We start from the raw sequence: 23,312 nt of genomic DNA on the forward strand, positions 1-23,312 counted from the left end.
CAGTTCACGATCATCGGTACTGGAAAAGTTCCACCGTTTTGCACCGTTTCACGGTTACACGTTGATAGTGTTCCGATAGCCGGTGAAACCTCTGCTCAGACTTCTGTTGAGTGTTCACTACTTCTGTTAATGGCTATGCTCTGGTATTAATCAGCTCTTGTTGGTGGGAGTCTTTTCATGCAGTTTCTCAATGGAATAACGCTGCTACTGGTGTATCAGCTGGTGGGTGAAATCACCGTGCGCCTTGCCGGTGTGCCCATTCCGGGACCTGTCCTCGGTATGGTGATGCTGTTCATGACGCTCTGGATTCGGGGCAAGACCCCGGAGTCGGTGGAGCAGGCTTCTTCAGCGTTACTTTCTCATCTGTCGTTGCTGTTCGTTCCGGCTGGCGTGGGGATGATGGCGCATTTTGACCGGATTGCCGAAGAATGGGTCCCCATCACGCTTGCGCTCCTGCTAAGCACCGTGATCACCCTGGTGGCGACGGCGCTCATCATGCAGGTCACTACCCGCTGGCTGGTGGGACCACTGGCAAACGGAGAGGAAGCGGGTGATGAATGAGCCAGGCCTGAAGGACATCTGGGTATACCTGTCCGCCTCACCACTGCTGGGGCTGACCATTACGCTGGTGGCCTACGGGCTCGCCTACCGACTGTACCTGCGCACTCGGTCCAACCCTTTGGCTAACCCGGTGGTTATTTCGGTGGCGATGCTGATCGGGTTGTTGTTGCTGACCGGCACCTCCTATAACGACTATTTTGAGGGCGGCCAGTTCGTGCACTTTTTGCTTGGACCTGCCACCGTCGCGTTGGCGGTGCCGCTTTATCAGCAATTCTCCCGGCTGCGGAAGTTGTGGTTGCCGGTGGCGATTTCACTGATATGCGGCGTGGTGATTGCCGCGGGCAGCTCCATTGGTCTGGCCTGGATTCTGGGTGGTTCAACGGAGATTCAGATGTCGCTGGCACCAAAATCCGCGACCGCACCCGTTGCCATGGGCATTTCCGAAAAGATCGGTGGCTTGCCGTCGCTGACCGCCGTGTTGGTGGTAATTACGGGAATCACCGGGGCGGTATTAGGTACCAAGCTGTTTGAGTGGGTACGGGTCAAAGATGACACTGCCAAGGGAATCGCTATGGGTGTGGCTGCCCATGGCATAGGGACTGCCAGGGCATTTCAGGTAAGTTCCCGAATGGGGGCCTTCTCAGGGCTGGCGATGGCACTGTCGGCCTTTGCCACTGCGATTATTGTACCCTGGTTGGTAGACTGGATGCGGACTCTGTTCTGACAAGAAAAACAAATCCTTGAATAAGGGAGTAACCATGCAAACGAAGTTTCTTCTCGACGAAAGCCAGATGCCGAAGCGCTGGTACAATTTGCAGGCCGACCTGCCTGAACCTCTGCCGGCGGTGTTGCATCCGGGTACCCAGCAGCCCGTCGGGCCATCGGATCTGGAGCCCCTGTTCCCGATGGCGTTGATTGAACAGGAAGTAACAACGGAACGGGAGATTGACATCCCCGAACCGGTTCGTGATGTATACCAGCTCTGGCGTCCCGCCCCGCTTTATCGGGCTCATCGTCTGGAAAAGGCCCTCGGCACGCCCGCCAAAATCTTCTACAAGTATGAGGGGGTCAGCCCTGCGGGTAGCCACAAGCCCAATACTGCCATTCCCCAGGCGTTCTATAATCGCGAAGCGGGTATTCGCACCCTCACGACGGAAACGGGTGCCGGTCAGTGGGGCACTTCACTGTCGTTTGCCGGCTCCCTCTTTGATATTGATGTGACGGTTTTTCAGGTGCGGGTCTCCTACAACCAGAAACCCTACCGCCGGGCTGTCATGGAAACCTACGGCGCCAAATGCGTGGCCTCCCCTTCGGAGCTTACCGAATTTGGCCGCAAGGTGCTGGCGGAGACCCCGGAGCATAACGGCAGTCTGGGTATTGCCATTTCAGAAGCCGTGGAGCTGGCGGTAAAGGATCCGAATACAAAGTACGCGCTGGGTTCGGTACTGAACCACGTGTTGTTGCACCAGAGCGTGATCGGTCTGGAAGCGATGCAGCAGATGGAAATGGCGGATTGCTGGCCCGATGTCATTGTCGGCTGTACCGGGGGAGGCTCAAACTTTGCCGGTATTGCTTTCCCGTTTATGGGGCATGCGCTGCGCGGCGGTGAGAAGTCACGAATCGTTGCCGTAGAGCCATCGGCTTGCCCCACTCTGACTCGCGGCAAGTACGCCTACGATTATGGCGATACCGCCCACATGACACCGCTTACCAAGATGCACACGCTGGGTTCCGGATTCACTCCGCCGGGCTTCCATGCCGGCGGTCTTCGCTACCACGGTATGGCGCCACTGGTCTCCCATGCCAAGGAACTTGGCCTGTTTGAGGCGGTGTCCTATACCCAGAGAGAATGCTTTGAGGCGGGCGTGCTCTTCGCGCGCAACGAAGGCATCGTGCCAGCGCCGGAAGCGAATCACGCGGTCAAGGGCGCCATTGATGAAGCGCTGCGCTGCAAGCGTGAGGGCAAGGAGGAAGTGATCCTGTTCAACCTGTGCGGCCACGGTCATTTTGATATGGCGGCCTACACCTCTTACTTCGCGGGTGAGTTGAGCGATCACGAATACGACGAACAGGAGCTGGCGATGGCCCTCTCCGGGTTGCCATCCGTTAACGCGTGACCCTCCGGGACGCCAGCCATACTCAGTGGCTGGCGTCATCCATCGGGCGTGCCGGGCAGTGGAACTCCTCCACCACCGTCATGTCATCAACGCTTTCCAGATGTACATCAAAGCCCCAGAGGCGGTGCGCGTGCCGGAGTACTTCGTCGGTTTCGTTATCCAGGGGTACCCGGTCAACGGGAATGTGCCGCAGTGTCAAGGAACGGTCCCCACGGACATCCACATTCCAGACCTGGATGTTGGGTTCCCGATAGCTGAGGTTGTATTGCCGCGCCAGCTTCTCGCGAAGAACCCGATAGCCGGGATCATCGTGAATGGCAGTGACACGGTAGACGTCTTCCTGGTCGTCATTTTCAATGGCAAATAGTTTCAGATCCCGCATGACTTTTGGCGACAGGAACTGGTGAATGAAGCTCTCGTCCTTGAAATTCTTCATGGCGAAATGAAGGGTTTCCACCCAGTCCGATCCGGCTATATCGGGGAACCAGTGGCGATCTTCGTCCGTGGGCTTTTCGCAGATCCGTCTCAGGTCGGTGAAGATCGAGAAACCCAGGGTGTAAGGGTTGATGCCCGAATACCAGGGGCTGTTGAAGGGCGGCTGATACACCACGGCGGTGTGGCTCTGCAGGAACTCGAGCATAAAGCCGTCGTTCACCAGGCCCTTTTCATACATCCGGTGCAGCAGTGTGTAGTGCCAGAAGGTGGCCCAGCCTTCGTTCATCACCTGGGTCTGGCGCTGTGGATAGAAATACTGGGCAAGTTTGCGGACGATGCGAACGATTTCCCGCTGCCAGGTTTCCAGAAGCGGAGCATTCTTTTCAATGAAGTACAGAATGTTCTCCTGAGGCTCTTCCGGGTAGCGTTTCTTATGCCTGATCGGGTCCTCGTCGTCGCCGGGCCTGGGGATGGTGCGCCAGAGGTCGTTGATACGACGTTGTTGATACTCCTCCCGTTCCTGCTGACGGCGTTGTTCCTCCACAGCGGAAATGGGTGCCGGCCGCTTGTAGCGGTCGACACCGTAATTCATCAGGGCATGACAGGAGTCGAGGATCTGTTCAACGGCGTCGACACCGTGACGTTCCTCGCATTCCGCCACATAATTCCGGGCAAAGACCAGGTAATCAATAATGGCGCTGGCATCTGTCCAGGTCCGGAACAGATAGTTACCTTTAAAGAAGGAGTTGTGTCCATAGGAGGCATGGGCAATGACCAGTGCCTGCATGGGCAGCGTGTTTTCCTCCATCAGGTAAGCGATACAGGGGTTGGAATTAATGACGATCTCGTAGGCTAGCCCCATTTGCCCCCGCTGATACCCTTTGGAGGTGCTGAGGAATTGCTTGCCGAAAGACCAGTGGTGGTAACCCACGGGCATACCGACGGAGCTGTAGGCGTCCATCATCTGCTCGGCGCTGATAACTTCAATCTGGTTGGGGTAAGTGTCCAGCCCGAACTCTGCAGCGCACTTGGCAATTTCATCGTCGTACTGCTGGATAAGGTCGAACGTCCATTCCGAACTGGTGGAAATGGGCTCACGGTTCCGGGGCTGTCCGCTTTCCGGAACATTGGGGCGGTCCATGGTGCCAGTCATGCGGCTTTCCTCTCGAACAGGTGGCGGAACACCGGGTAAATCTCGCCCGGGTCAGCAATCTGCTGAATGGCAAAGCTCTGGGGGAAGCGCTCCATGATCTTCTCATATTCATACCAGAGCATCTGGTGGTCCTGGGGCGTAATCTCCACATAGGCGTAGTACTGCACCAGGGGCAGTATGCTATCTGCCAGAATTTTGCTGCACACCGGGGAGTCGTCGTTCCAGTTATCGCCATCCGATGCCTGGGCAGCATAGATGTTCCACTCGTCCGGAGAGTATCGGGATTCAATGATTTTTTTCATCAGCTTCAGGGCACTGGAGACGATGGTGCCCCCCGTTTCCCGGGAATAGAAAAACTCTTCTTCATCCACTTCCTTGGCGCTGGTGTGGTGACGAATGAAGACCACGTCGATCTTCTTGTAGTTTTTCTTCAGGAACAGGTAAAGCAGGATAAAGAACCGCTTGGCAATGTCCTTGTGCATCTGTGTCATAGACCCGGACACATCCATCAGGCAAAACATCACGGCGCTGGTGGCCGGTTGAGGTTGTTTCAGGTGCTGCCGGTAGCGGAGGTCGATCTCATCAATGAACGGAATTCGTTTCACATTCGCTTTGAGGCGTGCGATTTCTTCTTCCAGCACCTGGATCTGATCCTGATGACTGAAGGCCGGGTCCAGGTCTTCCGGTGCGGATTTGAGTTCAGCCAGTTGCTCTTCCAGCTCGCGGATCTTCTTCTTGCGGGCTCCGCCCAAACCCAGACGCCGGGCGTGGGCACCCCGAAGTGAGCGGACAACATCCAGTTTCGCCGGCACACCCTGGGTAGAGAATCCCGAGCGCACATACTTGAAGGCTTCGGTGTCTTTCAGTTTCTTGCGGGCCAGGTTTGGCAATTCCAGATCATCGAACAGGAAGTCCAGAAACTCGTCCTGAGTGATCTGGAAGGCAAACTCATCCATGCCCTCACCATCGGGGCTGGCCTTACCTTGACCCTGGCCCTGACCCTCGCCTCCGGGTGGTTTCGGGATGGTATCCCCGGCCACGAACTCCTGGTTGCCAGGATGAACCACCTCCCGGCGACCGCCCTGACCATGGTGAAAAATAGGTTCGTCGATATCCCGGGAAGGGATGCTGACATTCTCGCCCCGTTCAATGTCTGTAATCGAGCGCCGCTGCACCGCATCGGCAACGGCTTTCTTGATGTGGTGGCGGTAACGGCGCAGGAACCGTTCCCGGTTCACTGCGCTCTTGTTTTTCCCGTTCAGTCGGCGGTCGACTACGTGGGTCATACCCATAGCGTTACTCCAGTTCAGCGCTTGATCACTGACTTAGTGAGACTTACGAACCCTCAGATACCATTCTGCGAGCAGACGTACCTGTTTCTCCGTGTAGCCTCGGTCGACCATACGCTCGACGAACTGCTTGTGCTTTTTCTGATCTTCCTGGCTGGCTTTCGGGTTGAAGGAAATGACTGGCAGCAGATCCTCGGTGTTCGAGAACATTTTCTTCTCGATCACACTGCGCAGCTTCTCGTAACTCAACCACGATGGGTTACGCCCCTGATTATTGGCTCGCGCCCTCAGCACGAAGTTAACCACTTCGTTACGGAAGTCCTTCGGATTACTGATGCCTGCCGGCTTCTCGATTTTCTCAAGTTCATCGTTAATGGACGGACGGTCGAGAATCTCGCCGGTTTCCGGATCGCGGTATTCCTGATCCTGAATCCAGAAGTCGGCATAGGTCACATAACGATCGAACAGGTTTTGCCCGTATTCGCTGTAGCTTTCCAGGTAGGCGGTCTGGATTTCCTTGCCGATAAACTGGACATAATGCGGTGCCAGGAACTCCTTGATGAATCTCAGGTATCGCTCATGGGTTTCCGCCGGGAACTGCTCCTGCTCAATCTGTTTTTCAAGAACATAGAGCAGATGGACCGGGTTCGCCGCGACCTCGGTGGTATCGAAATTAAACACCTTGGACAGTATCTTGAAGGCAAAACGGGTAGACAGGCCATCCATCCCCTCCATTACGCCTGCGGCATCGCGATACTCCTGAATGGACTTGGCTTTCGGGTCGGTGTCCTTGATGTTCTGGCCGTCGTAAACCCGCATCTTCGAGAAGATGCTGGAGTTCTCCGGCTCCTTGATTCGCGAGAGCACCGAAAACTGGGCCAGCATGTCCAGCGTGTCGGGCGCGCAGGGCGCACCTTCCAGGGAGCTGTTGCTCAGAAGCTTGCGGTAGATTTCAATTTCTTCGGAAACGCGCACGCAGTAGGGCACTTTGACAATGTAGACTCGGTCAAGGAACGCCTCGTTATGCTTGTTGTTCCGGAAGGTCTGCCACTCGGATTCGTTGGAGTGGGCCAGGATGACGCCGTCAAACGGAACCGAGCCCATTCCTTCGGTCGTGTTGTAGTTGCCTTCCTGGGTTGCCGTCAGCAACGGGTGCAGCACCTTGATGGGAGCCTTGAACATCTCCACGAATTCCATCAGCCCCTGGTTAGCCTTGCACAGGCCGCCACTGAAGCTGTAGGCATCCGGGTCATCCTGGGAGAAATCTTCCAGCATCCGGATGTTTACCTTGCCCACCAGGGCTGAAATGTCCTGATTGTTGTCATCGCCTGGTTCGGTTTTGGATACGCCGATCTGGTCGAGAACGGAAGGGTATTTCTTCACCACACGGAACTGGCTGATATCTCCGCCAAACTCATGCAGACGCTTGACCGCCCAGGGCGACATGATGTTTTTGATGTATCTGGCAGGAATTCCATATTCCTCCTCAAGGATCTGGGCGTCCTCGGTAGGATCAAACAGACCCAGTGGAGACTCGTTCACCGGTGAGTCCTTGATGGCGTAAAAGGGTACCTTCTGCATCAGGAACTTCAGCTTTTCTGCCAAAGAGGATTTACCGCCGCCCACGGGGCCGAGCAGGTAAAGAATCTGCTTCTTCTCTTCCAGACCTTGTGCCGCATGGCGAAAGAAGGAAACGATATTCTCGACGGCATCTTCCATGCCGTAGAACTCGGAGAATTCCGGATATCGTTTGATTACCTTGTTGGAAAAGATACGTGACAGGCGGGGGTCACGAGAGGTATCGACAAGTTCCGGTTCGCCGATGGCAATTAACATTCTCTCAGCGGCCGTGGCATAGGCCGTTGGGTCCTTTTTGCAGATCTCCAGGTATTCCTCCAGGCTGTACTCTTCTTCCTGGGTACTCTCATACCGGTCTTTGAAGTGCTGCATGATGGTCATAGATGGCCCCTCGCTTGCTCTCTAATAGTCAGCTCTCAGTTCACGCAATGTCCCCGTTGCATCGGTTCCGCCGGCCTAGGCGGTCTGTTTAGTTATGGGTGGAAGGAATGGATACTTACAAGCGGTCTGGCCATATTGGCCTTTCGCGCTCGATTAATCTGAGCTTAGTTCAAGCTCGGAAAGTTGGACAGTGGGGAAGTGGTTAAGGTTCATTAAATTGTGTTACGGGGTGGGCGGGTTTTGTTCTTTGGCTTTTTGGGGTGGGGCTGGAGCGCGTGGGTGGTCTTTCTGACACCGCTTGTTGAAACTCGCTGGGCTCAGACAAACAAGCGGTGTCAGAAAAACCACCCACACACTCCGATCAGACCGTAAAAAACTGCCCGATCGAAGCAATAGTAAGGCTTGGGCGTTATCGCTTGGTCAGTCGGAATACGCCTTCTGTCGCGCCCTCGAGTCCACGCCGCTTGGCGAACGGGTGGTCCTTCGCAATGGTGTTGGTCCGGATGTGTTCAATGTCATAGTCCTCGCCGTAGAGTTCGTAGACCTCTTCGTCGCTGACGTTAAACGGAGGCCCCTTGATGTCGGTTTCGTAGTCCAGGGTAATGAGCAGGATGCGGGTGCCGTCGGGGATGACCGCCGTAAGATGTTCCACATACTTCTTACGCATCGACTTCGGCAGGGCAATAAGGGCAGCCCGGTCATAAACCAGGCGGATGTGCTTGAGATCATCCTGGACCAGCTGAAAGAAGTCGCCGCACCAGAGTTCAAGGTCGCCGTGCTTGAAGGTTGTGAAAGGTTCGCCGGGGTGAACCTTGGCTTTTTCGCCGCCTTCTTCAAAAAAATCCTTACAGGCCACATCGCTCAGTTCCACGCCAATAATGGGATGGCCACGATCGTGAAGCCACCACATGTCGTGGGCTTTGCCACAGAGGGGGACGAAGACCGCATCTGGGGATTTTCCGGCAAGTTCCGGCCAGTGGTCATACAGATATTGATTGACCGTGCCTTCGTGAAAGCCGATTTCACTCTTTGCCCAGCGTTCGTGCCAGAATTCGTGTTCCATGGTTAGCCAACCCCTTATTTGGACGTTTGGTTCAGTCTACCCTAATCTTTGCCTGTCTTGATTCAGGAGAAAAGCATGAAAGCAGTATTCCTTGATGCCAAAACCCTTGGCGATGATGTCGATCTCGCGTCTGTTGAGCGTGTCACCGGCGGCCTGGTTAAGTATGAAAAAACCTCACCGGAACAGATTCTCGACCGCATCTCCGGTTTTGACACCGTTCTGGTTAACAAGGTTGTTCTGAAGCGTGAACATTTCGAGGCGTGTCCGGAACTGAAAACCATTGCCGTTGTTGCTACCGGCCTCAATAACATCGATCAGGAAGCGGCTAAAGAGCATGGCATTCGGGTAATGAATGTGACCAATTATGGCCGCTCTACCGTTGCTCAGCATACCATGGCCCTGATGCTGGCACTGGCGACGCGCCTGATTGATTATGACCGGGACGTGCGGGCCGGTCGGTGGGGGAAAAGTGATATGTTCTGCCTGATGGACCATCCCATCATGGAACTGGAAGGGAGGACTTTGGGTGTTGTGGGCTATGGCGATCTGGGTCAGGGCGTGGTTCAGCGGGCCAGAGCGTTTGGCATGAACATTCTGCTGGGTGCAAGGCCTGGACAGGAAGCCGGGGAAGTGGACGGTTATCCACGTATTCCCCTGCACGAGTTGTTGCCTCAGGTGGATGTGCTTTCGCTTCACTGTCTGCTGACCGATGACACCCGAAACCTCATCGGAGCCCCGGAGCTGAAAGTCATGAAAAGGGATTCATTGCTGATTAATACCAGCCGTGGTGGCCTGGTGGATGAACAGGCGCTAGCGGATGCACTGCGCTCGGGTGAAATCGGAGGAGCCGGATTTGACGTCCTCACCGAGGAGCCCCCACGCAATGGCAATCCGTTGCTGGCAGAAGATATCCCGAACCTGATTATCACCCCACATTCCGCGTGGGCCAGCCGTGAGGCCCGTCAGCGTATTGTTGAGATCACGGCCGGGAATCTTGAGTCCGTGATCTGAGTGGTGTCCTTAACCGAAAACGCCCTGGCTTTGCCAGGGCGTTTTGTTTTCGCACAGAGGGTCAGGTCAGAATGTCCAGCCCAGGCTCGCGGAAACACCAACCTGGTACATTTCCAGATTGATGGTCTGGTTGGGAGCCAGCGGGTTGGGCCCCGACACTTCTTTCGCCGGGGAATAGAATGCCATGGCTGACAGTGCCAGTTCATCACTGAAGGTGTGCGTGAAACCACCCGTAAAGTGCCACTCCTGAATCCCCGGAGCGAGAATGTTGAACAGAACGTCCTCGTCGGAGATCGGGTTTTCCCCGTAGCTTACTCCGGCGCGCCAGGCGTGACCGGGAGTTTGCTGCCACTGCCATCCCAGCTTCACGATGGTCATGTCATCCCACCCGAAGCCAGCACCGTTATCGTCGCCGAGCTGGGCAGTTTGAAGGTTCGGTATCAATGGATTACCGACGCTGTTGATTTCGCTGTAGCGAATATGCTGAATATCCAGCAGGAGCCAGTGATCCTGAATGCCCGACCAGGCGATGCCCGCGTTGAACATTTGCGGAATATCGAAATCACCCTGCTCCGCAAAGAGACCACGATACTTGTCGAACTCACCCATTTCCAGGATGTTGCGCCAGCTTACGCCCCCGCGAAGGGTATCGGTGATCTCGCCCTGCCAGCCAATCTGGTAGCCGTAGCCCCAGGCATCGTCGGTGCCGTTGTTGGAAAGCGCAGTGGCATCAGATGAAAACGGAGCAAAGCTTTGCAGGCCCTCTGCTTCGAATCGCTGATAAGCAATCACCGGCGAAATGCCGATGGCCTGATCGTCAGAAAATTCCCAGGACCAGGTCGGGGCAATGAACAGCTGCTCAAGGTTCACTCCGGTACGGCCGGCATAGAAGGGCCCGCCATTGCCGCCTTGATAGTCGGTGTTCATGCCACCGTTGGCAAACACCGAAACACCAAAGGCCATGGTATCTGACAGCTCGCGGTTAAAACCGACATGGGGAATGACAAAACCGTTCTTACTACTCTCATAGGTTCCGGGAGCCAGGGGGAATGTATTACCGGGTGCCGCAGGATTCCCTTCAACCGAATATTCGCGGCGAGGAGAAAATACCTCGAAACCGCCATCGATCCTATTGCCTATAAACGCCATGCCCGCCGGGTTGGTGGCGGCAGCAATGCTGTCCTGGGAAAGGGCTGAGCCGGCACCGGCCATGCCCTTGCTGATGGTGCCGTATCCGTTGCTGAAATAGCCGTTGGTCGCGAAGGCGGCTGCAGGGGTCAGAACCGAAATGGCGGCAACTGCCAGGGAGCACGTCAGACGCATAGATGAATACCCACTCGTATAGTTAATTTAAAAACTGAGAGTGGTTTTACAGAAAATCGGTTATAAGTGGAAGTGATATAATTTAATATGGTTATAACGCCATGCTGGGGCTCGCAAAACGCTAACAATCGGCCATACTTTGTTGTGTCGGATTATCTGACTGATAATCTGTCTAAAACTCTGAAAAACAGGACATTGAGTGGCTTCTTTTCAATTCAAAGAACGGCTTCAGGCAGCTGAAAGCTGGATTCTTGCAAACCCCAACCCGCCTCAGAACTGGCCATGGACGTGGCTCTACAAGGTCGGCCGTTCGGCGTACGCCCTGGTGAGGGATGTGCTCAGCGGGCAGCTGACTCTCCATGCCATGAGTCTGGTTTACACCACCTTACTGAGCATCGTGCCTTTGTTGGCCCTGAGTTTCTCCGTGTTGAAGGCGTTGGGCGTGCATCAGCGAATGGAGCCCTTTCTGTTCCAGTTCTTTGAGCCCATGGGCCCCCAGGGGGTGGAACTGGCCGAGAAAATTCTGGGCTTTGTGGACAACATGAAAGTGGGGGTTCTCGGCTCGGTCGGACTCGCGTTGCTGGTATACACCGTTATTTCTTTGCTTCAGAAGATAGAGCGGTCATTCAATATGATCTGGCGGGTGCCGGATATGCGCTCGGTTGGGCAGCGCTTCAGCAACTATCTGAGTGTCATCATGGTGGGTCCGTTGCTCATGGTGTCCGCCATAGGTGTCAGCGCAACTATCTTCTCCTCTTCGATCGTCCAGACATTGATCGCGATAGAGCCACTTGGCTCCCTCATTCTGGTTATCAGCCGGTTTATGCCGTTCTTCCTTGTCGTCGGTGCCTTCACCTTCGTCTATATCTTCATGCCCAATACTCGGGTGAAGCTTCGCTACGCGTTCATCGGTGGACTGGTTGCGGGCGTCTCCTGGCAGGCCGGAGGCATGCTGTTCGCGTCATTTGTAGCCGGCTCCGCAAAGTACGCCGCGATATACTCGAGCTTTGCCATCGGGATCATTCTTCTGATCTGGATATATCTGAACTGGATGATTCTCCTGCTCGGTGCAAGCCTTGCGTTCTATTTGCAGAACCCCGGTTCCGTCGCCAAGCGCCGTGACGTTCAACTGGCTCCTGAATTACAGGAAAAAGTGGCGCTGGCATTGATGTGGCTGGTCTCCAAGCCCTTCAGTGAAGGCCGGCTGGCTCCGCAGCAGGAAGCGGTGGAGCAGGAATTGCGGGTACCGGGTGAGGTCAGTCGCGGTGTCAGCGACAAGCTTATTCGTGCCGGTATTCTTTCCCTGGCGGGGCGCCAGGGTGACCAGCTTGTTCCGGGGCGTTCTCTTGAACTGATCACCGTGGGTGATGTCCTGAAAGTGGTTCGTTACGATGAAGATCGCGTGGTCGACCGACTGCCCAAAATAGGGCCGATGGATCCGATGGAGGACTCCCGGGGGCAGGAGCACATATCATTCGCGGAACTGCTGAGAACCGGCGGGTCGGTTGAAAGCGGCAAACGGCCTGCGGAAGTAAAAGCGGTACCGGCTTCCGAAACCTGAGCTTTCGTTTATTTCAGCATGGCCTTGAGCGAGCCACGCACACGGTTGATCTGATCCGGAGATAGCCGCACCACTTTGGGGAGGTCCTCTTCGGCCAGGTTGCGCTGGTGAGCGTGCCGGAGTACCTCTCGGGTCCCGATAACCATCCCGTCGCTCAGGGGCGTATGCTGCTGACCCGGAGCCGGGCGCTCGGCGGCCATCAGTAAGGCATTATATTTTGGCGGCAGGTGCCATTCGTTGGCTAGCAGTTGGCACGTGGCCCAATGGAAACGCGCCAGGGCGTGCCGGACGAGCGCCGGATCCGGCTCGCTTGCGCCACCATTTTCCCGGCATATTCTCTGCAATTCCCGCCGTATCGTAATGTAAGACAGTGCCGGCAGCAGTCCCACCATGAAATGGGCACTGGTATCGGCTCTATTCATTTTGGCGATCAGTTCGGCGGCACGGGCGCAGGTCAGTCCCCAGCGCCAGACCCGTTGGGCGAACAGTGCTTCCCGGCTGTTTCGTGCCGCCATCATAGGGCGCATGACTGTGGCGGAAATGACATTGCGTATCCCGTCGACACCGAGAATAAATACCGCGTGATCAACGGACTCGATGGCGTGGTCTCCCGGCCGGAAATAGGGGCTATTGGCAACCTGCAACAACTGGTCGGTAAGTGCCGGATCCGCCAGAATAATTTCCGTCATTCGCTGTCGGTCTGTGGATTCGTCGGACAGGGCCTTCATCAGCATAGGCAGGCTGAGGGGCTGTCTCGGCAATTCCTGCAGCTCGTCAGCGCTCAGTCTGTGAGCCAATTCCTCAAGCACTGGCCCGGCAGACGAGAGGCCTGACTTTAGTGCTGACGGTGAGGCATCCAGCAGCCAGGAAAAAAGATGATTCTCCAACTCCTGGGCGAGTTCGGGCACATCGTCCGTTGCGTCGTTTACAGGGGGATCTTTTGAAGGATTGAAGAGTCTGGCTTCCGGTGCCGGTGTCACCGGGTGTGCGGAAGAGAAAAATCCTGAAATCCAGGAGATAAAACCTGGCATCCGTTGCCTCCGGGTCAATCAATCGTAAGCTAACTCGTATCCTTGCCTGCGCAGTATAGTAACCAGCTACACAAATGCACAGACGAAGATTGATTGATTTCCGCTATTAATCAGATAATCGACTGGCCGAATACAAACACCAGCTGGCCGACCCCGGCTGCAAAACCCAGAAAAGCACCCACCAGAATCAGTTTGATTTCGTCCTCCTGGAAGCAGGGGCGTAACAGATCCTGAAATTCTTCCGAGGACAGGGCGATCATTCGTTCCACCATAATGGATTCGACTGCCCGCGCCCGGTCTTGTTCGAAAACTGGATTGTTAAAGGAAGTTTGGGATATTTCTATCGCTTTCTCGCCCACCTGGTGTTTCAGGGTGGCAAAGCCAGTCGGACCAAACGCCATTTGAGTGAGCGCTTTGCCCATGCCGGCGGTCTCATCCACCAGTGGCTTGATATGTTTTTTGACCATGTTCCGGGCTCTGTCACCTTTGGGGCCATCAAGGATGGCGTTGATGATGTTGCCCACGGTCAGAATTTCGTGAGTGACAATGTGGCAGAAGGATTCGGCGACGGCGGGTTGTCGCTTCAGAAACAGCCCCTGAATGCTGAAGGGGCCCACTTTCTTTGCATGCAGTGGGCGGAAGATGACGTTCAGGGCAATCCAGTTGGTGGCCCACCCCACCAGCAGTCCGAAGAAGGGCAGTACCCACCAGCTCTGGTAGAAGTACCAGACCGCCATCTGGACCAGGCCGAAAAGAAACCCGAAGTACATGCCGGAATTGACGATAAAGCGGAATTCCACCTCGCCACATTCCAGGAATATGCGGTTGAGCAGCTGTTTGTCGCTGGCGAGCCGCTCAATAACCATGCCCTTGATGTCGAGCAGGTCCTCGATGTTTGCGGAAACATCCTCCACCAGGTTGTCCACCAGTTGTGGAGTGGACTTTCTGACCCGGTCATACACCATGTTTCTGGCCGAGGCCGGCAGGTTTTCCCAGAAGGTCGGGTGCTCCCTCAGCATCATTTCATCGACATACTCTTCGATGCGGGGGTCCACGGAATGAACAATGTGGGTCGCCAGGACTTTAGGATCAATCTGTTGAAAGATTTCACGCACAGTGCCGATTTTGGAAATGGTGGCGTCTACGCTGATGGCCGCCATTTTTCGGGCTTTCGAGGGAATGATGCCCTGCCAGCCCAAAAGCGGCGGTTTGCCAACGAATTCCAGCGGGTAGAAGGTCATTTTGATGGCAAGCCAGTTGGTGATCCAGCCAATCAGAGCAGCAATGACAGGAATGCTGAGGTACTGCCAGAATTCAGGGGTGGTGAACAAACTTGTCATCCGCTGCTCTCATCAGTGATCCAATCAGTCAGGGATAATGTTGGTAGAGGTGTGTGCTGTCAATGACTTGGGTGCCAGTCTGAGACGGCGTTACGGCCGTCAGGTCGTTTCTCCAAGATCGCCCCACAGCCACTGGCATAGCGCCATGGCCGCGACAGGTGCGGTTTCGGTTCTGAGAACCCGGGGGCCCAGAGCTACGGGCAGGAAGCCTTCTCTCTCCGCCATGGTAATCTCATCGGCCGTCAGGCCGCCTTCTGGCCCGATCATCAGGGCAACGCGACCCGGCGTAGCTATGGTTTTCAGGGACTGTTCTGTACGGTGGTGCAGCACCAGTCGCGCGTCGCAATCGCGGCTGTGTTCCAGCCATTGCGCCACGGTCATCACCGGCAGAATTTCAGGCACCTTCGCCCGGCCGCACTGCTCTGCAGCGCTCACTGCCACTGACTGCCAGTGGCGCAGGCGCTTGTCTTCCCGGTCGCCTTTGAGCTTTATGTCGCAGCGTTCAGTCGTGAGGGGGATGATGCGGGTGACACCCATCTCGACCGCTTTCTGAACGGCGTAATCCATGCGATCGCCTTTGGACAGGGTCTGGCCAAGGACTATTTCCAGAGGCGATTCGGTCAGGTTGGGCTCGGGCTGCCCTACCATCACCTCCACTAGCTTCTTGCCAGCCGTGGTTATGGTGGCGGGATAGTCCTGGCCATCACCGTTGAACAGCCGCAGCTCCTGTCCTGGCTGCATGCGCAGTACCCGCCCGACGTGCTGGGCGGCATTTTCGTCCAGCTCGGTTGTCAGTCCTTCGCCCAGTGGCGAGTCCGTGTAAATTCTGGGGATGCGCATGCCTGTTTATCCTGGTCAGTCCCGAACGGCGATTTCGATGCCTTCGGTCGCTACCTGTCCCAGGTGACGGATCTGGTCTTCGGTGATGACGTAAGGCGGCATGAAGTAAACCACATTACCCAGGGGGCGAAGCAAGGCCTGACGTGTCAGGGAATGCTGGTAAACCCGAATCCCCCGGCGTTCCTGCCAGGGAAAGGGCGTTTTGGACGCCTTGTCCTTGACCATTTCCACGGCAAGGGTCATGCCGTGCTGGCGGATATCCCCAACGTTGGGGTGGTCCGCCAGATGGGCGACGGAGTCGGCCATGCAGGCGGAAAGCCGGCGGTTGTTTTCAATGACATTGTCGTCCCGGAAAATGTCCAGGGTCGCCAGAGCAACCGCGCAGCCGATGGGGTTTCCGGTGTAGCTGTGGCTGTGCAGGAAGGCTTTCAGGGTGTCATAGTCGTCATAAAAGGCATTGTAGACAGTGTTTGTGGTCAGAACGACGGACAGCGGCAGGTAACCCGCTGTCAGGCCTTTGGACAAGCACATGAAATCCGGGGTGATACCGGACTGTTCGCAGGCAAACAGGGTGCCGGTCCGGCCAAAGCCGACGGCAATTTCGTCTGCGATCAGGTGCACGCCGTAGCGGTCGCAAGCTTCTCTCAGTTTGGTGTGGTAGATCGGGTGGTGCATGCGCATGCCGCCGGCACACTGGATCAGGGGTTCCACGACAACTGCGCAGATTTCGTCGTGTTTTTCCGCCAAGAGTCTTTCCATGGCCTCGAACTGGCGCAGGGCATAATCCTCGTCGGTTTCTCCGGCTTCTTTGTTGAAGGCATCTGGCGACGGTGCAGTCAGCACTTCCATCAGCAAAGGCTGATAGGTGTCCTTGTAGAGCGCCACATCGCCCAGCGCCAGTGCTCCAAGGGTTTCCCCGTGGTAGCTGTTGCTCAGATTCACGAAGTTTTTCTTGCCCGGTTTGCCCTGGTTCTTCCAGTAGTGGAAGCTCATTTTGAGCGCCGCTTCGATGGCAGAGGAGCCGTTATCCGCGTAAAAGCACTTGTTCAGGCCCTCAGGGGTAACCTCAATGAGTCGCTCGGACAGATTGACCACCGGCTCGTGAGTAAACCCGGCGAGGATGACATGCTCCAGCTGCCCTATCTGTTCCTGGATGGCCGCATTGATTCTCGGGTTGGCGTGACCGAACAGGTTAACCCACCAGGAACTGACGGCGTCGATAAACCGGTTGTTCTCGAAATCCTCCAGCCAAACACCTTCGCCTCGCCTGATGGGGACCAGTGGCAGGGTCTTTTCGTGGTCTTTCATCTGGGTGCAGGGGTGCCATACGGATTTCAGGCCGCGGGCGACGAGATCGGCATTGCGCATGGTGAGTCTCCGGTCGAGCTGTCAGGTTCAGAAGAATCGGCTGTTAACCTGTGGAAATATTACAGTTAACAGCGGTCGCTGACCACTCTGCTGGTTGGCGCCAGGTAGAACACGTTTTCCATGGCGTAGAATTTCACCATGTCCACATGGTCGCCCTGGCCCTCGTCGATCATGGCCTGTCGCTGACAAATTTCAGGAAGATCAGGCTGAGTACCACATGTTTGTACTCAGTTGGCTTTGGGAGGTGAGCCCGTTTTGGTGACGTTTCCCTGCTATAGTTAACAGTACACATCCGGATTGGGTCCTGATTCTTGCTGTGCAGGCCATCCGCTTTCACGGAATATGGCAAGGAAGCGGAACATGGACTATCGCGCGATTGTTCTGATAATCAGTTTCTTGTGTGCTTTTGTCTCCCGGGTTTCTTTTGCCCAGGAGGCAGTCGCAGAGCTCAAGGGCCAAGAGAAAGACTTTCAGGAAGTACTGACGGAAGAAGCGTCCGTTAGTGGCCGGGTTGTGGCCGGTGTGTTGTCTTCGAATGCCAGGGCCGCCCAAGCTCTGTCGCTGGTTTCATCACCGGCACGGGAGGGCGAAGATGTCTGTGTCCGGGTGATCTCACGTGATGGACTGTACTGGTCCGAAAATACCTTCCGCTGGCCGTCCGGTTCGAAGGCCGACACGGTTCGCCTGCAAGACCTCTCCAAATATGACCTCAGCCGCTACGCCGGAACGGACCTCTCTGTCCTCGGATACGAGGGCGATTGCAGTGAGGCGCACAGTGGCCCGGTTTTGATTGCCGTCCGAGGGGATAACCCTCGGCTGCCGGATTCTCTGGATATCTTTGTCAATTCCGGCCGGTCGGATACTTTTGCTGTGATCACCTCGCCGGATATCGCTACCAGAACGATTGCATGTCGTCTGATCAGGGAAGGGCGCCGAACCGGATACGACACCATTTGCACACTACCCATTGCCAATACCGGGACCGGAAGTCTGGCCATACGCATCATGCGCCGACGGTTTGATCGGATGATGCCGCCGACGGAGCTGGTTGTGCGTTTGCCGGAACGGATGGGCAGGTGACGCCCATGGGAGTCGGCAGTTCCGTAAGAAGGCGTTTTCGCAGATTCCGGTTCCTCTTTGTGATGAGCCTGGAGAGGCAGTCCCGTAAAGTGGCTTTGTTCTTCTCGGCGGGCCTGATCCTGATTTTTCTGGGCCTGTATCTGGATGGTCGTGATCGCATCTTCACTCTGGATGCGGTGACCGAAACGGCGTCTGTGGTCACCTCGGATGGCGCTTTTTCGGAGTGGCGTGTTGGCGGCGCCAAGCTCTATAAAAACCCGTTTGCGACAAAGGATAGCGCGACACGTCTGCCGGAGAGCGCTTACCTCTTGATTCGCCAGGGCACACGGGTGGATATTCAGCGCCACGGTATTCAGGACGTGAGGCTTACGCTTGGCAGAACCGACGGCGCGGTAGGCAGTATCGTCAGCCCCGATGACGAAGAAAGGCTCCTGGAAAATTGGGCGTCGCTGACGGTGTCATCGGACGACCGGCCCTTCGTCTGGCCCTTTCGGGGCACGCTTGTGGTCGGGGATGATGTGAGCAGCGGCGTCGACAGCGTTCTGCTTCAGGGAACTGTCAACGTGCTTGAAGAACAGCTGTTCCGGGATACCCGCTACAGTGCGGGCACAAGTGAGCTGGATCGGGGGGACAAGGTTGGCTTCTGGAAACAGCCCGAAGGGAAAAAACACGAGGAAGCCGTTGTTGAGGGGTTCTTCAGAATTGAGCCCACCAATCAGGAAAGGTTCACTGAGGCTCTGAACGCGATTCAGCTTGTTGCCCACGGTAGTGCCGATCACGTTAAAGTGGAAAGGCTGGGCAGTTCCGGTTATCAGATAAGGGCCACAAGCTGGGCCCGGTTCCTTTACGACCCTCTGCTATCGTTTTTCGCTGGTCTAGGAGCTCTGTTTTTTGCTGCGATAGAGATCTATTCCAATGTTCGTGAAATTCTCAAGGATGTGGCAAGCCGTGATTAGAACGACAGCTCTGGTCCTCGTCATTCTGTTGCAGGTTGCTCGCACGGCAGAGGCGATGCCGCCTCAGGCCTTTGTGAAAGCCGGTGAGAACGGACAGGCGGTGCTGATGAGCCGCCTGAATGAATGTTACGCCTTGACCCCCGCGCACGTGATCGGCGATGGCTTTTTCGCCACCCTGGTTGGTGGCAGCAGTGCCCGCCCCAGAGGAGAAGCAGATCTGCTGCAACGCTTTGGGTACGATCTAGCGGTATTGCGTGTGACCGGCGCCATAACGGATAACTGTGACTTCGATCTGGGCGGTTCGTTCTCCTTGGATCGGGTACTGTCGACGGCGGCAAACGGCCAGATTGTATCAGTGAATTCCGACGGCAGTCTGAGCCGGAGAGAGGTTCGGGTTTCGGATGTGGGTCTTCTGTACCTGAGAGTCAGCCCGGTCGGCCCTGAAAATCAACTGTTCAAAGGGCTCAGTGGTAGCCTGCTTGCTCTGGATGACGCGCCAGCGGGAATTTTGATGTCGGTTGATCCGCAGACTGCTGAAGGCAAGGTGCTGAGGTTTGATCGCGCCGTAGAAACCGTCCGGCCATTTTTCGGCATGAAAACGACTAGCCAGGGGGCGGAGTCCGCGTCACTGGAGTCAGAGGTAGCTAACGAGGGTAATCTGGCCGAAATCGTTGAGCGTTGGTCAAGCCCGGCAGTGTCTGCCGAATATCGGGTGTCTAATCTGGTTGACGGTGTTGACGCAGGCACTGTCTGGCTGGCCGAACCCGAAGGGTTTCCGATTGAGGTGGTTGTTGATCTGAAAGGAGATCGGGTTCATCCGATTGATCGGGTGGTTCTGGTTGGTGAGGGCGTCACGCCATTGGAGCGGCTGCCCCGCGATTTCGAACTGCTGGTCAGCACCAGAGAGGATGGCGGCTGGATGCCGGTTTTCAGTGGAACCTATTTCACCTCCGACAACTCAAAGTTAGTTGTCTTTGCGCCCGTTCGCGCCCGCAAGATTATGCTGCGCATTTATTCCCACTGGGGCGATTCCATGGGGGTGGGCCTTTCTGATTTCGTCGTGCGTCCCGAGTAATCTAATGCAGTCTTGCCTTAGCCGGGTATGTTCCTTCATATGGGCCAGTGCAGCGAAGCTCGCCGACCAAAGAAGCACTGTCGCCCAGGTTGAAGTACCCGCGGCAGTATTGGGCCTGGAATTCGACTCCGGTTCCGTTCACCTGCCCTAGCTTGTCCCTGTTGGGGTAATCGTCTCCGCGAAAGGTAAACTGCCCAGTATCTTCGTTGAATTCGCGGAGTTCAAAGCCATACGCTCCTGCCCATTTCCGGATCGTATTTTTTTCGGTATCGGTTTGGGGTTCGCCTGTCGTTAATCTGAAAGGCAGCACCTTAACGTCTCTGAACTTGCCTTTCAGGGCCAGGGCCCTTGTGGCCTCATCCGCACTGTTGAAGCCAATGCCGTAGGCGACTTCCTTCATGGCGAGGTCATCGGATTTGAGCATGACATCCAGTGCTGCCAGTCGGGTGCTCTGGTCTGGATCATTCAGCAGTGCCCGGAACTGATTGATCCGTTCCTTCCGCGCGTCGATTTCTTTTAAAAGCTCTTCGGCAGATTGAGCCAGGGCGCCACTGGACAGGGTAAGGAAAAGCAGTGGCGGCAGCAGGTAATGACGGGGTCTGGACCAGCGCATAGACACCTCCATTTGACTATTGATCGCTCATGTAAGAATAGTCGCTGGACGCGATCTGTCTAATTATTGATCAATTGGGCCGGGCCGTGGGCGATTGGCGCGGCTAAAAGCAGCCCCCGTATCCGGGGGCCTAAACCAGCTTGGTCAGTGAGCCAATACCCGGGACAGAAACGCCTGGGTGCGCTCGTTCTGCGGGTTATCGAACACGTCGTCCGGTTTGCCCTGTTCCACGATCTGGCCTTCGTGAATGTAAATCACCCGATCGGCCACTTCACGGGCAAAGCCCATTTCGTGAGTAACAACCATCATGGTCATGCCTTCCTTGGCCAGTTCGCGCATAACGTCCAGTACCTCACCGATCATTTCCGGATCGAGGGCGGAGGTTGGCTCATCGAACAGCATCAGGCGCGGTTCCATGGCCAGGGCGCGTGCGATGGCAACGCGTTGCTGCTGGCCGCCAGACAGGTGGCTTGGGTACTTGTCGGCCTGGTTGCCGATACCAACCCGGTTCAGCAGTCGTTCGGCGGTGGCATTGGCAATCGTCGGTGATTCGCTTTTGACCTTCTGGGGTGCCAGCATGATGTTTTTCTTCACCGTCAGGTGAGGGAACAGGTTGAACTGCTGGAACACCATTCCAACTTCCTTGCGGATCTCGGCAAGGGCTTTCGGGTTGCCGCTCTTTGGCGCAAGCTCGTGGCCGTCTACTTTCAGGTGGCCGGATTCAAACTCTTCCAGGCCATTGACGCAGCGGATCAGGGTCGATTTGCCTGAGCCACTGGCGCCTATAATGACGACCACCTCGCCTTGTTCGACGGTTAAATCAATATCTTTAAGGACATGGAGCTTGCCGAAGTACTTGTTCATGCCCTTCATTTCAACAATATGAGTCATGGGTACCTTTCCTTCAGACAGAGACCAGCCCGCGCCGCTCAACATAGCGGAGAACCAGGGACAGTGAGAGGGTGATGGCGAGATAAAGAAGCGCTACCACAAAGTACACCTCAAACGCGGTAAAGGTATTGGCAATGTAGATCTGGCCCTGGCGGACCAGTTCGCCCACACCAATGACTGAGAACAGGGACGTGTCCTTGATGCTGACGATGGCCTGGTTGCCCAGAGGCGGAATCATCCGGCGAAACGCCTGCGGCCAGATGATGGACCAGAACGTCTGGGTTCTGGACAGGCCCAGGGAAAGGCCGGCTTCGGTCTGGCCTTTGGCAATGGACTGCACACCACCACGAACCACTTCCGAAATATAGGCGCCCGAGTTCAGCGCGATAGCTGCGATACCGGCGGTCAGGGGATCAATAGGGCCGCCGATCAGGTCGGGCAGGCCGTAAAAGATAAACAGGACCTGGACCAGAATAGGGGTGCCTCGAAAAATTTCGATGTAGGCCGTTGCCGGCCATTTCAGGAACCACCTTTTATTGATACTCAGCAGGCCGAAAAAAATGCCCAGGGCGAAACCAATGAGCAGACCGCCAAAGGAAATCAGCAGGGTATAGGGAATCCCTTCAAGCAGAAAAGGGATGGAGTCGATGGCAGCCTGCCAGTCGAACTGAAACTGGAATTCCACAGTGAGAATCTCCGAAGGAATTTGGAGTGAGGAACGGCTGGGGTGCATGCACCCCAGCGCAGGGAATCAGACCTTACGGGTCCGGTTGCCCTTACATGCCTTCCGGCATCGGGCCAAACCACTTCTCGTAGATGGTCTTGTAGGTACCGTCTTCTTTCATGGACGCGAGGGCCTTGTTGACATCATCAACCCACTCACTGCCATTCTTGAGGGCGATGCCGTATTGCTGGCCTTCATACAGTGGTCCAACGGTTTTAACTTTGCCTTCACCCTTGGTGCGGGCAAAGTAACCAACGTTCGGCGCATCGTAGAAGACTGCATCAATGGCACGGGACATCAGGGCCATGTACATGTCTGAGCTACCTGGGTACGGAGTGACGCCGTCGTCCTCCTCCAGCGTCTTCACCAGATAGTCGTAACTGGTGCTGCCGATTTTGGTGCCAATCTTCTTGCCTTCCAGATCGTCAAATTCCGTTACCCCATCTTCGCTCTGACGAACCAGAATACGCAGGCCGGAATCGTAGTAAGGATCGGAGAAATCAACGATCTCTTCACGCTCATCAGTAATGGTGATACCGGCAATGGCGATATCCACATTGCCTGTTTGCAGTGCCGGGATAATGCCGTTGAAATCCATGGTGTTTAGGTCGATTTCAAAACCGGCACGCTTGGCCACCTCCCGGATGATCTCCATATCGAAGCCGATCATCTCGCCGGTTTTCTGATCCATCATTTCAAAGGGAACAAAACTCGGGTCGGTGACCACTCGCAGGGTCTCTGCGCTAGCGGTCCCTGCCGCCACGGTGAGTGCCAGGCTGGCAGTTACGGTCTTCAGCCACTTCGTGTTCATACATTCTCCTTTTCTTTCTTATGAGGCTCCAATTGCCCGGTAAGGCAAGCCGGACCAATCGCTGCTGTTGACTGCGATCTCCGGGGAGCGTTGATGGAACTGCATCACATA

21 protein-coding genes are annotated in these 23,312 nt (G+C 55.8%); 8 read left to right on the plus strand and 13 right to left on the minus strand.

Features of this window, described 5'->3' with window-relative positions; genetic code table 11:
- Positions 1–177 precede the first annotated feature (177 nt).
- Genes BKP64_RS00160 through BKP64_RS00170 form a run of 3 tightly spaced genes read left to right on the plus strand, consistent with a single transcriptional unit; the run spans position 178 to position 2,678 of the window.
- Positions 178–561, plus strand: a complete 384-nt coding sequence (locus tag BKP64_RS00160) for a CidA/LrgA family protein (RefSeq protein ID WP_070964344.1) — start codon at positions 178–180, stop codon at positions 559–561.
- Positions 554–1,285, plus strand: a complete 732-nt coding sequence (locus tag BKP64_RS00165; protein WP_070964346.1) for an LrgB family protein — start codon at positions 554–556, stop codon at positions 1,283–1,285. Before BKP64_RS00160 ends, BKP64_RS00165 begins: the two co-directional genes overlap by 8 nt.
- Before the next feature lie 34 nt (positions 1,286–1,319).
- Complete coding sequence (locus BKP64_RS00170; protein ID WP_070964349.1) at positions 1,320–2,678, plus strand: TrpB-like pyridoxal phosphate-dependent enzyme; 1,359 nt, start codon at positions 1,320–1,322, stop codon at positions 2,676–2,678.
- 22 nt (positions 2,679–2,700) lie between these two features.
- On the opposite strand, the gene BKP64_RS00175 is transcribed toward BKP64_RS00170, so the two are convergent.
- From BKP64_RS00175 to tmpT, 4 genes are all read right to left on the minus strand, one after another.
- Positions 2,701–4,266 carry a SpoVR family protein gene (locus BKP64_RS00175; protein WP_070964351.1) on the minus strand — a complete coding sequence of 522 codons (1,566 nt, stop codon included), beginning with the start codon at positions 4,264–4,266 and terminating at the stop codon, positions 2,701–2,703.
- A complete protein-coding gene (locus BKP64_RS00180; protein WP_227515618.1) occupies positions 4,263–5,552 on the minus strand; it encodes a YeaH/YhbH family protein in 1,290 nt (429 codons plus the stop codon). Before BKP64_RS00180 ends, BKP64_RS00175 begins: the two co-directional genes overlap by 4 nt.
- Positions 5,553–5,591: 39 nt before the next feature.
- Positions 5,592–7,514, minus strand: a complete 1,923-nt coding sequence (locus BKP64_RS00185; protein ID WP_070964356.1) for a PrkA family serine protein kinase — start codon at positions 7,512–7,514, stop codon at positions 5,592–5,594.
- A 409-nt stretch (positions 7,515–7,923) separates the two neighbouring features.
- On the minus strand, positions 7,924–8,577 hold the full coding sequence (tmpT, locus tag BKP64_RS00190; RefSeq protein WP_070964358.1) for a thiopurine S-methyltransferase: 654 nt from the start codon (positions 8,575–8,577) through the stop codon (positions 7,924–7,926).
- 75 nt (positions 8,578–8,652) lie between these two features.
- Here tmpT and BKP64_RS00195 point away from each other — a divergent pair, with 75 nt between their 5' ends.
- Positions 8,653–9,588 (plus strand): D-2-hydroxyacid dehydrogenase, encoded by a 936-nt coding sequence (locus BKP64_RS00195; protein ID WP_070964361.1) that lies wholly within the window; start codon positions 8,653–8,655, stop codon positions 9,586–9,588.
- Between the two features lie 66 nt (positions 9,589–9,654).
- Here BKP64_RS00195 and BKP64_RS00200 read toward each other — a convergent pair whose 3' ends face one another.
- The gene (locus tag BKP64_RS00200; protein ID WP_070964364.1) at positions 9,655–10,911 is read right to left on the minus strand and encodes an OmpP1/FadL family transporter; all 1,257 of its coding nucleotides are present in this window, start codon (positions 10,909–10,911) and stop codon (positions 9,655–9,657) included.
- Between the two features lie 199 nt (positions 10,912–11,110).
- On the opposite strand from BKP64_RS00200, the gene BKP64_RS00205 reads away from it, so the two are divergent.
- Positions 11,111–12,472 (plus strand): YihY/virulence factor BrkB family protein, encoded by a 1,362-nt coding sequence (locus tag BKP64_RS00205; protein WP_070964367.1) that lies wholly within the window; start codon positions 11,111–11,113, stop codon positions 12,470–12,472.
- 8 nt (positions 12,473–12,480) lie between these two features.
- On the opposite strand, the gene BKP64_RS00210 is transcribed toward BKP64_RS00205, so the two are convergent.
- From BKP64_RS00210 to BKP64_RS00225, 4 genes are all read right to left on the minus strand, one after another.
- Positions 12,481–13,503, minus strand: a complete 1,023-nt coding sequence (locus tag BKP64_RS00210) for an HDOD domain-containing protein (RefSeq protein WP_070964370.1) — start codon at positions 13,501–13,503, stop codon at positions 12,481–12,483.
- Positions 13,504–13,613: 110 nt separating this feature from the next.
- Positions 13,614–14,843: a DUF445 domain-containing protein gene (locus BKP64_RS00215; RefSeq protein WP_070964372.1), complete on the minus strand. Its 1,230-nt coding sequence runs from the start codon at positions 14,841–14,843 to the stop codon at positions 13,614–13,616.
- A gap of 99 nt (positions 14,844–14,942) precedes the next feature.
- Positions 14,943–15,683, minus strand: a complete 741-nt coding sequence (locus BKP64_RS00220; protein WP_070964375.1) for a 16S rRNA (uracil(1498)-N(3))-methyltransferase — start codon at positions 15,681–15,683, stop codon at positions 14,943–14,945.
- A gap of 15 nt (positions 15,684–15,698) precedes the next feature.
- Positions 15,699–17,051: an adenosylmethionine--8-amino-7-oxononanoate transaminase gene (locus BKP64_RS00225; protein ID WP_070964378.1), complete on the minus strand. Its 1,353-nt coding sequence runs from the start codon at positions 17,049–17,051 to the stop codon at positions 15,699–15,701.
- 360 nt (positions 17,052–17,411) lie between these two features.
- Here BKP64_RS00225 and BKP64_RS00230 point away from each other — a divergent pair, with 360 nt between their 5' ends.
- Genes BKP64_RS00230 through BKP64_RS00240 form a run of 3 tightly spaced genes read left to right on the plus strand, consistent with a single transcriptional unit; the run spans position 17,412 to position 20,162 of the window.
- Positions 17,412–18,131, plus strand: coding sequence for a hypothetical protein (locus BKP64_RS00230; protein ID WP_070964381.1), 720 nt, complete (start codon positions 17,412–17,414; stop codon positions 18,129–18,131).
- Between the two features lie 5 nt (positions 18,132–18,136).
- The gene (locus BKP64_RS00235; RefSeq protein WP_070964383.1) at positions 18,137–19,087 is read left to right on the plus strand and encodes a hypothetical protein; all 951 of its coding nucleotides are present in this window, start codon (positions 18,137–18,139) and stop codon (positions 19,085–19,087) included.
- Positions 19,080–20,162, plus strand: coding sequence for a discoidin domain-containing protein (locus tag BKP64_RS00240; RefSeq protein WP_070964386.1), 1,083 nt, complete (start codon positions 19,080–19,082; stop codon positions 20,160–20,162). The genes BKP64_RS00235 and BKP64_RS00240 overlap by 8 nt, the downstream gene beginning before the upstream one ends.
- A gap of 1 nt (position 20,163) precedes the next feature.
- Here the strand turns inward: BKP64_RS00240 and BKP64_RS00245 are convergent, their stop codons facing one another.
- The 4 genes from BKP64_RS00245 to BKP64_RS00260 all read right to left on the minus strand — a co-directional run bounded on the left by BKP64_RS00245 (position 20,164) and on the right by BKP64_RS00260 (position 23,201).
- On the minus strand, positions 20,164–20,775 hold the full coding sequence (locus BKP64_RS00245; protein WP_070964389.1) for a hypothetical protein: 612 nt from the start codon (positions 20,773–20,775) through the stop codon (positions 20,164–20,166).
- Between the two features lie 144 nt (positions 20,776–20,919).
- Positions 20,920–21,666: an amino acid ABC transporter ATP-binding protein gene (locus tag BKP64_RS00250; RefSeq protein ID WP_070964391.1), complete on the minus strand. Its 747-nt coding sequence runs from the start codon at positions 21,664–21,666 to the stop codon at positions 20,920–20,922.
- A gap of 13 nt (positions 21,667–21,679) precedes the next feature.
- Positions 21,680–22,351: an amino acid ABC transporter permease gene (locus BKP64_RS00255; protein WP_070973477.1), complete on the minus strand. Its 672-nt coding sequence runs from the start codon at positions 22,349–22,351 to the stop codon at positions 21,680–21,682.
- Positions 22,352–22,442: 91 nt separating this feature from the next.
- Positions 22,443–23,201: a transporter substrate-binding domain-containing protein gene (locus BKP64_RS00260; RefSeq protein ID WP_070964394.1), complete on the minus strand. Its 759-nt coding sequence runs from the start codon at positions 23,199–23,201 to the stop codon at positions 22,443–22,445.
- Between the last annotated feature and the right edge of the window lie 111 nt (positions 23,202–23,312).

Source organism: Marinobacter salinus (assembly GCF_001854125.1).
Classification (GTDB): Bacteria; Pseudomonadota; Gammaproteobacteria; order Pseudomonadales; family Oleiphilaceae; genus Marinobacter; species Marinobacter salinus.